The organism is Pseudomonas sp. BN515 (assembly GCF_029873155.1).
In the GTDB taxonomy this organism is placed as follows: Bacteria; Pseudomonadota; Gammaproteobacteria; order Pseudomonadales; family Pseudomonadaceae; genus Metapseudomonas.
The window spans coordinates 23,872-36,035 of the sequence record NZ_SSOH01000069.1 but is presented as its reverse complement, the minus strand read 5'-3'; the positions used below and the strand labels follow the sequence as shown (position 1 = coordinate 36,035).

10 protein-coding genes are annotated in these 12,164 nt (G+C 64.9%); 3 read left to right on the top strand and 7 right to left on the bottom strand.

The features are described from left to right. Nucleotides 1-261 precede the first annotated feature (261 nt). On the bottom strand, nt 262-1,638 hold the full coding sequence (locus E8E91_RS16685) for an MFS transporter (RefSeq protein WP_280377062.1): 1,377 nt from the start codon (nt 1,636-1,638) through the stop codon (nt 262-264). Between the two features lie 680 nt (nt 1,639-2,318). Between E8E91_RS16685 and quiC the strand changes: the two genes are divergently transcribed. Together quiC and E8E91_RS16675 are read left to right on the top strand one after the other, a co-directional pair. Then, on the top strand, nt 2,319-4,229 hold the full coding sequence (quiC, locus tag E8E91_RS16680) for a 3-dehydroshikimate dehydratase QuiC (protein ID WP_280377059.1): 1,911 nt from the start codon (nt 2,319-2,321) through the stop codon (nt 4,227-4,229). 96 nt (nt 4,230-4,325) lie between these two features. Next, nucleotides 4,326-4,994, top strand: a complete 669-nt coding sequence (locus E8E91_RS16675; RefSeq protein WP_280377056.1) for a TetR family transcriptional regulator — start codon at nt 4,326-4,328, stop codon at nt 4,992-4,994. Here the strand turns inward: E8E91_RS16675 and E8E91_RS16670 are convergent. The 4 genes from E8E91_RS16670 to E8E91_RS16655 are packed head-to-tail and all read right to left on the bottom strand — an operon-like array spanning nt 4,936 to nt 9,541. Continuing rightward, the gene (locus tag E8E91_RS16670) at nt 4,936-6,675 is read right to left on the bottom strand and encodes an FAD-dependent oxidoreductase (RefSeq protein ID WP_280377055.1); all 1,740 of its coding nucleotides are present in this window, start codon (nt 6,673-6,675) and stop codon (nt 4,936-4,938) included. The two genes, E8E91_RS16675 and E8E91_RS16670, sit on opposite strands and share 59 nt — an antisense overlap. Continuing rightward, entirely contained in the window at nt 6,672-6,992 is a 321-nt protein-coding gene (locus tag E8E91_RS16665) for an NIPSNAP family protein (protein WP_280377053.1), read from the bottom strand. Before E8E91_RS16665 ends, E8E91_RS16670 begins: the two co-directional genes overlap by 4 nt. Nucleotides 6,993-7,002: 10 nt before the next feature. Then, nucleotides 7,003-8,721 carry an FAD-binding protein gene (locus E8E91_RS16660; RefSeq protein WP_280377051.1) on the bottom strand — a complete coding sequence of 573 codons (1,719 nt, stop codon included), beginning with the start codon at nt 8,719-8,721 and terminating at the stop codon, nt 7,003-7,005. A 10-nt stretch (nt 8,722-8,731) separates the two neighbouring features. Then, on the bottom strand, nt 8,732-9,541 hold the full coding sequence (locus tag E8E91_RS16655; protein WP_280377048.1) for a shikimate dehydrogenase: 810 nt from the start codon (nt 9,539-9,541) through the stop codon (nt 8,732-8,734). 354 nt (nt 9,542-9,895) lie between these two features. Between E8E91_RS16655 and E8E91_RS16650 the strand changes: the two genes are divergently transcribed. Beyond that, complete coding sequence (locus E8E91_RS16650) at nt 9,896-10,666, top strand: IclR family transcriptional regulator C-terminal domain-containing protein (RefSeq protein ID WP_280377046.1); 771 nt, start codon at nt 9,896-9,898, stop codon at nt 10,664-10,666. Nucleotides 10,667-10,824: 158 nt separating this feature from the next. Here E8E91_RS16650 and E8E91_RS16645 read toward each other — a convergent pair whose 3' ends face one another. Next, nucleotides 10,825-11,682, bottom strand: a complete 858-nt coding sequence (locus tag E8E91_RS16645) for a shikimate dehydrogenase (protein ID WP_280377043.1) — start codon at nt 11,680-11,682, stop codon at nt 10,825-10,827. A gap of 5 nt (nt 11,683-11,687) precedes the next feature. Further along, nucleotides 11,688-12,131 carry a type II 3-dehydroquinate dehydratase gene (aroQ, locus tag E8E91_RS16640; RefSeq protein ID WP_280377040.1) on the bottom strand — a complete coding sequence of 148 codons (444 nt, stop codon included), beginning with the start codon at nt 12,129-12,131 and terminating at the stop codon, nt 11,688-11,690. Between the last annotated feature and the right edge of the window lie 33 nt (nt 12,132-12,164).

Below are 12,164 nucleotides of genomic sequence, written 5' to 3'. Positions count from 1 at the left end.
CACAGCGCGAAGCGCTGGCTGGATAGACCTAAACCGGTGTCCAGTTTTACTTGACCACTTCACTCTGGGAGAGGGTTGGGGTGAGGGCAGTTAAAGGCTTGCACGGTGCCCCGCCATCTCGCGAATAAATTCGCTCCTACAAAGCAGGGCTGCGCCCTGCGTAGCGATTGAAATCGCCCCTACAGGGCTGTTCCAGAGGTGGGCCAACCAAAAAGAAAAGGCCCCATATGGGGCCTTCTCTTTGGAGCCTGGCTTGCGCGATCAATGGCTGACGGCGCGCATGCTGTTCTGGCGGCTGGACTCGTACTGGTTCTTGTCCATCGGCTTGGCGTTCGGGTTGCCGAGGTCTTCCATGGCCAGGCGGTGGGTTTCCGGTGCCACGTAGGCGGCCAGGGCGCACACGCAGGTGATGAGGAAGGCGAGGCTGCCGATCACCACCGGGATGTTGTCCGAACCGGGCGGAGCGACGGCGGCGAACAGGGCCGGCAGCATGGCAGTGAGCATGGTGCCGATGTTCTGCGCGATGGCCATCGCCGATACGCGGTAGCGGGTCTGGAACAGCTCCGGGTAGAAGCTCGGGAATACCGCGTTGTAGCCCTGGTAGACCATGCCCCACATCAGGATGGAGGTGGCGAAGGCCAGCGGCACGTTCTGGATGCTGATGGCATAGAGGTAGACGAAGGCCAGGAGACCGGAGCCGAGGCAGCCAGCGATCATGGTCGGGCGACGGCCGATCTTGTCGGAGAGGTTGCCGACGAAGGGGATGACCAGTACGGCGACGATGTTGCCCACCACCGGAATCCACAGGTAGACGCTCTTGTCGAAGCCGATGCCGTAGGCCGGCTGCACCGCGTAGGCCGCACCGAAGATGGTGGCCACGACCGGGATCACGTTCATCAGGGCCATGAACATCACCAGGACCATGCATTTCCAACTGTGGCGGAAGGCTTCGGTTACAGGCGACTTGGCGACTTTCTGCTGGTTCTCTTCATTGACGAAGGCCGGAGTTTCATGGACTTCGCGACGGATGATGAAGCCGGCCACCAGGACGAAGGCACTCAGCAGGAACGGAATTCGCCAGCCCCATTCGTTGAAGGCCTCACTCGGCATGAAGTAGGCCAGCGGCAGGAACACGGCAGCCGCCATCACCTGGCCGGCCTGTACGCCTTGCAGGGTGAAGCTGGCGTAGTAGCCACGCCGCCCGAATGGCGCATGTTCGAGGATCATCGAGCTGGCGCCGGAAATCTCACCGGCCACGGCGAAGCCCTGGACCAGGCGCAGCAGCACCAGCAGCACCGGCGCAAGCATGCCGATGTCGTGGTAGGTCGGCAGCAGGCCGACGGCCATGGTGGAGAGACCCATCAGGAACATGCACAGCAGCAGCACATTCTTGCGACCGCGGGTGTCACCCCAGTGGCCGAGCACGAAGGCGCCTACCGGGCGGGCCAGGTAGCCGACGCCGTAGGTGGCCAGCGAGGCGATGATGGCCATTTTCGGATCGGTGTTGGGGAAGAAGATCTGCGGGAAGATCAGGGCTGCCGCCTGGGCATAGATGAAGAAGTCGTAGTACTCCAGGGCGGAGCCTATCCATCCGCTGGCAGTTGCTTTCTTGGCTTGGGAGCTGGAGGTGGTAGCCATCGATGTCTCCGTTGTTTTTGTTAGGTAGCCGGACGCACATCCCATCGGCGCGGGGCCTGGCTGGAATGTGTGCACGCTGGCGCGGCGCTGCTCGTGGGGAGCTGGCCGGTTATCGCCGTCCGAGTGGTGTCAGGGAGTCAGTTCAGAGTGGCGACGATCGCGTCGCACTCGATCTGGAGGCCGTGGCAAGCCGGCTGGGGGAGGGGATTTCGATCAGGTAGCTGGTAGTGAGCATGAGCTGTTACCCGTTTCTTGAAATTGTTATGTCGTGACACTTGGTTGCCATCGCAGGGCCTGCCGGGTGACTGGGCTGGGCAGTGATGCCACCCGGTGGGTTGCCTGCAACATGGGGTTCATGTTGCGCAGTGATCGAAAAAGCGTCAATTCGATAACCGGCCTTCTGTTCGCTGATCGAACACAAAACTAACTGGTTCGTACATATTGAATTGATGGGCTGACTTTACGCGCGAATAATCGATCCAGCTACGAAAACAAGCCGTGCGGGTTGCTTTTCTGTGGGAGCGAATTCATTCGCGATTGGCGGCATAGCCGCCCATGGCTCAGTTGACATGGCAGACCTGCGGTCTGCTTCGCGAATGAATTCGCTCCCACAGGAACACCTCGGCAATACCCCTTGCCGATGACCGCAGAGCCGGCGCCCACCCACCAGGAGCTGAAGCATGCAGCGTTCCATTGCCACCGTCTCCCTGAGCGGTACCCTGCCGGAAAAGCTCGAAGCCATCGCCGCCGCCGGTTTCGACGGCGTCGAAATCTTCGAGAACGACCTTCTGTACTACGCCGGCAGCCCCCGTGAAATCCGCCAGATGTGTGCCGACCTCGGCATCGCCATCACCCTGTTCCAGCCGTTCCGTGATTTCGAAGGCTGCCGCCGCGACCGCCTGCAGAAGAACCTCGACCGCGCCGAACGCAAGTTCGACCTGATGCAGGAGCTCGGTACCGACCTGGTGCTGGTGTGCAGCAACGTCCAGCCCGATTCGCTGCCCGATGAGGAAATCCTCGTCGACGACCTGCGCCTGCTGGCCGACCGCGCCGGCGCGCGCAATCTGCGCATCGGATACGAGGCCCTGGCCTGGGGCCGTCATGTGAACAGCTGGCAGCAGGTCTGGAACCTGGTTCGCCAGGCCGATCACCCAGCTCTGGGCGTATTGCTGGACAGCTTCCACACCCTGTCGATCAAGGACGATCCGAGCGGTATTGCCGAGATTCCGGGCGACAAGATCTTCTTCGTGCAGATGGCCGACGCACCCCTGCTGGCCATGGACGTGCTGGAGTGGAGCCGGCATTTCCGCTGCTTCCCCGGCCAGGGCGAGTTCGATCTGGCGGGCTTCCTCGCACCCGTCATCCGCAGCGGCTATACCGGGCCGCTGTCCCTGGAAATCTTCAACGACGGCTTCCGCGCCGCACCGCCGCGCGCCAATGCCGCCGATGGCCTGCGGTCCTTGCTCTATCTCGAAGAGAAGACCCGCAAGCTGCTGGAAAAAGACGCAACGCCCCCAGCCAACCGGGACATTCTCTTCGCGCCACCGCCGGCCAGCCGCTACGACGGCGTGGAGTTCCTCGAGTTCGCCGTGGACGAGAACCAGGGCGCGAAGCTGGCCGGCTGGCTGGAGCGCCTGGGCTTCGCCCGCGCCGGCAAGCACCGCTCCAAGGACGTGAGCCTGCTGCGCCAGGGCGACATCAATATCGTGCTGAACGCCGAACCCTATTCGTTCGCCCATGGCTACTTCGAGGCCCACGGCCCGTCGCTGTGCGCCACCGCGTTGCGGGTCAAGGACAGCGCGAGCGCCCTGGAGCGGGCGCGCGAATTCAAGGGCCAACCCTATCGTGGGCTGGTCGGCCCGAACGAACGCGAGATTCCCGCCGTGCGCGCGCCGGATGGCAGCCTCATCTATCTGGTAGAGCAGGCCCAGGCCGGGCAGACCATCTATGACAGCGACTTCGTCCTCGACGCGGGCGCCGTGCAGACCGGCCAGCTCGACCGCATCGACCACATGGCGTTGGCGCTGCCGGCCGATGGCCTGGACAGCTGGGTGCTGTTCTACAAGAGCGTGCTGGATTTCGAGGCCGACGACGAAGTGGTGCTGCCGGACCCGTACGGCCTGGTGAAGAGCCGCGCCATCCGCAGTCGCTGCAGCAGCATCCGCCTGCCGCTGAACATCTCGGAGAACCGCAACACGGCCATCTCTCACGCCTTGTCCAGCTACCGCGGCTCGGGCGCCCACCACATCGCCTTCTCCTGCGAAGACATCTTCGCCGAGGTGAGCCGCGCCAAGGACGCCGGCGTGCCGCTGCTGGATATCCCGCTGAACTACTACGACGACCTGGCCGCGCGTTTTGACTTCGACGACGAGTTCCTCAGCGAGCTGGCCTACTACAACGTGCTCTACGATCGCGACGCCCAGGGTGGCGAGCTGTTTCACGTCTACACCGAGCCGTTCGAGGGGCGCTTCTTCTTCGAAATCCTCCAGCGCAAGAACGGCTACGCCGGCTACGGCGCGGCCAACGTCGCGGTACGCCTGGCGGCCATGGCCAAGGCGCGCAGTGGCGCCCTGGCCAAGGCCAAGCTGTAGACCGCGTGGAAGCCTGGCGCCACGTCCGCGCCAGGCTTCCTTACGGCCGCCGCCCAGCCCATAATCGATCCAGTTTCCGCTGGCCGTGAGCCCAAGATGACAATAACTGCCGAAGTCCAAGACCTGCCCGCAGAGGCCCCTCGTAAAGGGCGCAAGAACAACCCGGAGAAAACCCGCGAGAACATCCTTCAGGCGGCCATCACCGAATTCGTCCAGCAGGGCCTTTCCGGCGCCCGCGTGGACGCCATCGCCGAGCGCATGCACACCTCCAAGCGGATGATCTACTACTACTTCGGCAGCAAGGAGCAGCTCTACGTCGAGGTGCTGGAAAAGCTCTACGGCGATATCCGCAGCACCGAAGGCAAACTCCACCTGGCCGAACTGGAACCCCGCGAAGCGATCCGCCGCCTGGTGGAATTCACCTTCGACCACCACGACCGCAACGTGGATTTCGTGCGCATCGTCAGCATCGAGAACATCCATCACGGCGAGTACGTGAAGCAGTCCAAGGCCATCCGCTCCATGAGCACCACCATCCTTGACGCGCTTGGTGAAATCCTCCGTCGTGGTGAAGCCGAGGGCCTGTTCCGTCCAGGCCTGAACGCACTCGACCTGCACCTGCTGATCAGCTCCTTCTGCTTCTACCGCGTCTCCAACCGCAACACCTTCGGCGAGATCTTCCAGATCGATCTGGTGGACGAGCAGGTCAAGGCGCGGCACAAGGAGATGATCTGCGAGTCTGTCCTGCGCTTCCTGCAGGCGTGACTTCCTGTCGGGCCAGCTCCAGCCCGGCGAGATAACCGAAGGTCATGCCCGGCCCCAGGGTGATTCCGCCACTGGGGTAGCGCCCACTCATCACGCTCGCCATATCGTTGCCTACCACATAGAGACCGGGGATGACCTCGCCCCGGTCATCCAGCGCCCGTGCAGACGCATCGGTGCGCAGTCCGGCGAAGGTGCCCAGGCTGCCGGGTACCAGTTTCAGCGCATAGAAAGGTCCTTCGGCCAGTGCGCCCAGCGACGGGTTCGGTCCGTGCAAGGGTTCGCCCTGTGCCTGGTTGTAGGCCGAGGCGCCGCGCCGGAAATCGGGGTCTATTCCGCGTTCGGCATTGGCGTTGAATGCTGCCACCGTCGATTGCAGTTGCTCCCCGTCGATACCGCAAAGACGGGCCAGTTCTGCAAGGCTGGCCGCCTTCTTCAGGTAACCATTACGCACGTAGCGACCCGTCGGGAACGGAAAAGGGCGCGCCCAGCCGATGCCGTAGCGGCGTTGTGCACGGTGGTCGCAGATCAGCCAGGCGGCGGGTTCTTCCCCGGCCCGGGTGGTGCGGAACAAGGCATTCATGAAGTCGTGATAGGAGTCGGCCTCGTTGGTGAAGCGCCGGCCATTGCGCGTCACGGCGATGAACCCCGGTTTGGCCCGCTCCATCAGGTGCGGGAAGCCGCTGAAGCTGCCGTCCTTGCGCGGCACCCGTGACACCGGTGCCCAGGCCGCCGGACTCGACAGGTCTTCCGCCACCTGCGCCCCCACGGTTTCGCCCAGGCGCAGGCCGTCGCCGGTATTGGTGTCCGGTGCGGCGGAGAGGTGCTCGTGGCCGAACAGCCTGGCAATGCGCGGGCGGTCATGAGGGAAACCACCGCAGGCCAGCACGACGCCCCGGCGTGCCAGCACCTTCAGGCTACGGCCATCTTGCATCAGCTCCGCACCCACAACGCGTTGGTCATCCTGCAGAAGCCGCGTGGCGGCAGCCCCGGTTTCCAGGCTCACGCTAAGGTCGAGGGCGCTGCGCAACAGCCGCGCCCCCAGGGCGTTGCCGTTTACCAGGTGCAGGCCTCGGCCATGCAGCAGGCGATCGCGCCAATGCCGCAGCAGGCGTCCGGCGACATACAGGGCCGAGCGCGGCGAGCGGCGGGCATTGAGGAAGTGCGCGAGGTCGGCGCCACCGGCGATGCCCATGCCGCCCAGGCTGATCAGATCCAGCGGTGGACGCAGCGCTTGGAGCCAGGGGCCGAGCTGGCGACCGTCGAAGGGCAGGGCGCAGAGGGAACGGCCGCCGCGCGCGGCACCAGGGGAGTCGTGCATGTCCGGCATACGGCTGCCGGACTGGAACTGCACCTGGGTGTGGCGCTGGAAGAACTCGACCATCTCCGGCCCGTGGCGCAGAAAGGCCCGTTGGCACTCATCCAGCGCATCGACGCCGAGTTCGGCACGCAGGTAAGTCTCGACGGCTTGTTCGCTGTCCTCGATACCTTCCGCCCGAGCCAGCGGGTTGCGCGGAATCCACAACCAGCCGCCGGACCAGGCACTGGTGCCGCCGAGCTGGTTGGCCTTTTCCACCACCAGCACGTCCAGCCCGCGATGGGCGGCGGTGACTGCCGCCGCCAGGCCCGAGGCGCCGGAACCGATCACCAGCACATCGCAGTGACGCTCGTTCGCCGTGTTCATTGCAGGGGAGAGAAACCGGTGGGGCGCATCAGACGCGAGTCCAGATGCAGCACGGCATCCAGTTCCTTGTTCAGGCGCCCGAACTCGGCCCAGCGCGGGTCCGCAGCCATCTTCGCGCGGCGTGCGATGCGGTCGTCGAGACTCTCGTAGGCCCAGATGTGCACCACCTGGTTGGCGTCGCCGAACTCGGTGGTGAAGAAGCCCACCAGCTTGCCGAGGTGCTCGGTCTGCAGCTCCAGGCAATGGCTGCGGTAGAGGGCCAGCCAGTCGGCCATTTTGGTGGGCTTGAGGGTGTAGGTGCGCAGTTCGTAATACATGGTGGTTGCCTCAGGCTTTGGATTGCAGGTGTTCGGCGGCATGGCTGGCGGCGAGATAGCCGAAGGTCAGGCCCGGGCCCAGGGTGATGCCAGGGCCGGGGTAGGTGCCGTCCATGATCGAGTTCATGTCGTTGCCGGCGGCGTACAGGCCGGCGATGGGCTTGCCCTGATGGTCCAGCACGCGGGCCGTGGCGTCGGTGACCAGGCCGCGCGCCGAGCCCAGGTCGCCGGTGTGCACGCGCACGGCGTACCAGGGGGCGCGAGTCAGCGGCGCCAGGCAGGGATTGGGTTTGTGGTGCGGGTCGCCCAAGGACTGGTTGTAGCTGGTGGCGCCCTTGCCGAATTGGCTGTCATGGCCGCTGCGAGCGTCCTCGTTGTGGCGCGCGAGTGTTGCCGCCAGCCCCTGTGGATCGACGCCAATGGCCCGGGCCAGCCCTTCGGCCGTGTCGGCGCGGAACAGGTAGCCGGCTTCGATCAGGGCGCTGTTGTCCACCGGGCTCGGTCGCGCCAGGCCCATGCCGTAGCGGCCCATGGCCTCGGCATCACAGACCAGCCAGCAAGTGGCGATGCCTTCCCGGTGCATGGCCTGGACGAAGCTGTGGTAGGAGTCGGCTTCGTTGGTGAAGCGCTGCCCGGCGCTGTTCACCGCGATGATTCCCGGCTTGGCGCGGTCGGTGACCAGATGGGGGAAACGCTCGGTCTCGCCGTTGGGCCGTCGCAATTTCGATACCGGCGCCCAGAAGAAATTGGCTGCCATGCCCGCACCGGTTGCGGCATTCACTTCGGCGCCCAGGCGTAGCGCGGCGCCGTCGTTAGTGGCGGGAGACATGGTCAGGTGTTCGCTGCCGGCATCCGGGCGAAAGCGGGCGGCCAACTCTCCGGCAGCGAAGCCGCCCATGGCGCAGACCACACCGCCTCGGGCGCGGACGACTACCTGCCGGCCATCCTTCTGTACGCGCACGCCGACGACCCGGCCGCCCTCGATCACCAGCGACTCGGCGCTGCTCTGCAACCAGAGCTCCACACCTTTCTCGAAGGCGGTGGTAGCCAGTCGCGCGATCATCGCGTTGCCCACGGTCAGGCGGGTGCCGCGTTCATGGCTGAGGCGGTCCAGACCATAGCGGGCCATAAGTTTCAGGCAATGCCAGAGGGACCGGGGCGAGCGGCGGAAACTGAGGAAGTGCTGGATATCGACGCGGTTCACCATCATGCCGCCGAACAACAGCATGCCCTCTGGCGGACGTCGCAGGTCCTTGAAGCGCGCGCCCAGACGGCGCCCGTCGTACTCCAGCATTTCCAGGGCACGGCCCCGGTCGGTGGCGCCGTCTTCCAGCGGGTAGTAGTCCGGCGAGAAGGGACGCAGGGCGTAGGCCAGCTCGGTGTGCTGTTCGAGAAAGCGCAGCGCCTCGCGACCCTTGCTGATGAAGGCGTCCACCAGTTCGGGCCGGTAGCCGGAGCCGATGGTCTTCTTCAGGTAGGTGCGGATCGCTTCCGGGCTGTCCTGGATGCCTGCTGCGCGGGCCTGGTCGCTGTCGAAGATCCACACGGCGCCGCCCGAGATGGCCGAGGTGCCGCCGAACTGCGGCGCTTTCTCCAGCATCAGTACGCTGAGGCCCTTGCAGGCGGCAGTGGTGGCTGCGGCAAAGGCGGCGGCACCGCTGCCAAGTACCACCAGGTCCCAGGTGCCCGCGAGGTTTTCGGGGGGCTGTGTCTGTACGACAGAGTTCATGGGCGGCTCCTCAGGCGTCCTGCGGCATCACGCCCATGTGGGCGCCAAGGTTGCCCATCTGTGCGCGGGCCATTTCCGGACCGGTCTGGATGCGGCAGCCCAGGTTCCGGGCGAGTTCCAGGAAGGGCGTCACCACCGGACTGGTCACCACGTCGGCCACCAGGGCAGCAGGCGAAAGGGTTTCCAGCAGTACACCAGGCAAGGGCATTTCACCGGTTCCGCCCATGCCCACAGGCGTGGCGTTCGCCACCAGGTCGAAGGCTCCCAGGCTTTCGTATTGATTGCCGATGGCGATCTGGGGGAACGCCTGGCTCAAGCGTTCGGCGAGGGCTTCGGCGCGGGGCTCGTCGAGGTCGGCGATCACCAACTGGCGCACGCCGCCTTCGCACAGCGAGTAGGCGATGGCCGCACCGACGCCGCCGGAGCCCACCAGCAGCGCACGGTGTCCGTCCGGCTGGAATCCGTGGGCGCGGGCGGCCTTGAGGAAGCCCTCGCCATCGACGTTGTCGCCCAACAGGCGGCCATCGGACTCGCGGCGGATCACGTTCACCGAGCCCAGGGCGGCGGCGCGGGGGCTTAGCTGGTCGAGCAGGCTGGCGAGCACTTGTTTGTAGGGCACGGTGACGACACAGCCACGCAGGTTCTTCCAGCCGCGCAGGGACTGGATGAAGGTGGCGAGATTCTGCTCGGCCATGTCCACGGCGATCATCGCCAGGTCCTGGTCGCTCTCGGTGAACCAGGCGTTGAAGTTTTCCGGCGATTTCACCTGGGCGATGGGGCTGCCGATGATGGCCACCAGTGCGGTCGAACCACGGATCATGCTGATCTCCTGGGCTTGTTGTTGTGCCGGCAGTATTGCCAGCGCCCAGGAAGCGGCCAATGAAGCAGAAGGGCGTTTTGGTTGTTTATCGCAATGGCACTGCGATAATCGCACTGTTAGCTGAAATAATTTTGGTAGGGTGCGCTGCGCGCACCGCATCTTCTGCACGGGCTTCCGGTGCGCACGGCGCACCCTACGGAAAGGCCAATCCACCGGACGGGGAGTGGGAATGAAGACACCGGTAATCCACCAGTTCCTTGTAGGGTGCGCTGCGCGCACCGCATCTTCTGCACGGGCTTCCGGTGCGCACGGCACACCCTACGGAAAGGCCGATCCACCGGACGGGGAGTGGGAATGAAGACACCGGTAATCCACCAGCGGGACCTTATCGCCGGGCTGCAGAAAGGCCTGGCGCTGATGCAGCTGTTCAGCGTCGACCACCCGCGCCTCAGCGTGCCGGAAGCGGCGGCCATGTCCGGGATGACGTCCAGCGCGGCACGACGTTTCCTGTTGACCTTGGTCCATGACGGTTTCGCCGAGACCGATGGCCGCCATTACTGGCTGACCGCCAAGGCATTGCGCATCGGCCAGGCCTACGTGGATTCGGCGCAATTGCCACGCATGCTGCGACCCATCGTCGAGCAGGTGGCGCGGACGACTCAGGAGCACGTGTCAGTGGGGCTGCGCGACGGCGATGACATCGTGCATATCGTGCGCAGCCGCTACAGCCACATCGCCTCGCTCTCCATTCGACCCGGATCGCGCATGCCGATGTACTGCACGGCCAGCGGACGCATCTGGCTGGCGTCGTTTACCGAAGAGGAGTTGGAGGCGTACTTCGCGCGGGTCGCGTTGCGTCAGCTGACGCCGTTCACGCGCACCGGCATCGACGAGCTGAAGGCGGAGTTGAGGAAGGTCGGGGCTCAGGGCTTCGCCGTGGTGGACCAGGAATACGAGGCGGGCATGTGCGTGCTCGGCGTCCCGCTGACCAATCGCAAGGGCGAACTGAAGGCCAGTCTCACCATCACCACCCACGCTTCACGGATGAACGGAGACGAGATGCGCCAGCGTTATCTGACGCCTCTGTATGAGGCGCAGGCGCTACTGAAGCCGGTGCTGGATTAAAGGGGGTGTGGGCATTTGTGGGAGCGAATTTATTCGCGAATGAATTCGCTCCCACAGGGAACAGATGCGTAGGGTGCGCCGTGTGTTCACCAGTTACACCGCGCGGGAGTATCGGTGCGCGCAGCGCACCCTACAGAGGAGCGCCGAGGTCAGACGCATCAACCATTCATGCTGGCGAAGTGCGCCATCATCCGGTCGGCATCGGCGCTGCGGCCGCTGATCAGCTCGAAGGCTTTCACGGCCTGGAACACCGCCATGGTGCCGCCGTCCAGGGTGCGGCAGCCGGTAGCACGTGCATCGCGCAGCAGTTCGGTTTCCAGCGGGAAGTAGATGATCTCCGCCACCCAGAGTTCGGGGCGCAGCAGCTTGGCCGGAACCGGAGTGCCGGGCAATTTGGCCATGCCGATAGGCGTGGTGTTCACCAGGCCATCGGCTTCCGCCATGGCGTTGGGCAGGTCCGTACCCAGGGCAGCGCGACCGACGCCGAAGTGAGCATTCAGACTATCCACCAGGGCCTGGCCACGGGCGGCGTCCACTTCGAACAGGGTCAGGCGCTCGACGCCTTCTGCAAGCAGAGCATGGGCCACGGCGGAACCCGCGCCGCCGGCGCCCATCTGCACCACCTGGCGGCGCTGAACGTCTGGCAGTCCACGGCGGAAACCTTCGCCGAAGCCCAGGCAGTCCGTGTTGTGGCCGACACGCTTGCCGTCCTTCAGCACCACAGTGTTCACCGCACCGATACCAGCGGCCTCGGGCGAGAGTTCGTCCAGCAGCGGGATGATCGCCTGCTTGCAGGGGAACGTAATGTTCAAGCCGGTGTAACCCATGCGCTGGGCGGCATCGAGCAGGTCGGGGAGGGCGCTGCTGTCGAGTTTCAGCTGGTCGAGGTCGATCAACCGATAGAGGTAACGGATGCCCTGGGCGTCGCCTTCATGCTCGTGCATGGCGGGCGTACGGGAAGCCTGGATACCTGCGCCGATCAGGCCGGCGAGAACGGATTGATTGTGCTGGGACATGGCGCTCAACCCCTGGAGAACAGTTGGCCGAAGTGCTGGAGTGCCAGGCTGTAGCCCTGGCTGCCGAGGCCGCAGATCACGCCGACGGCGATGGCGGAAACGAAGGAGTGGTGACGGAACTCCTCGCGCTTGTGCACGTTGGAAAGGTGCACCTCGATCACCGGCAGCTCGCTGGCCACCAGGGCATCGCGCAGGGCGACGGAAGTATGGGTCCAGGCGGCGGGGTTGATGACGATGCCGGCGCAACGGCCGCGAGCCTGGTGGATCCAGTCGATCAGCTCGCCTTCATGGTTGGTCTGGCGGAAGTCCACCTCGAAACCCAGCCCGGCGGCGGTGCGGCTGCACTGGGCGGCGATGTCGGCGAGGGTTTCGTGGCCATAGGTGGCGGGTTCGCGGGTGCCGAGCATATTGAGGTTCGGACCGTTGAGAACCAGGACGGTGCGGGTCATTACAGCGGTATCTCCATTGTTGTTCTGGCTCCG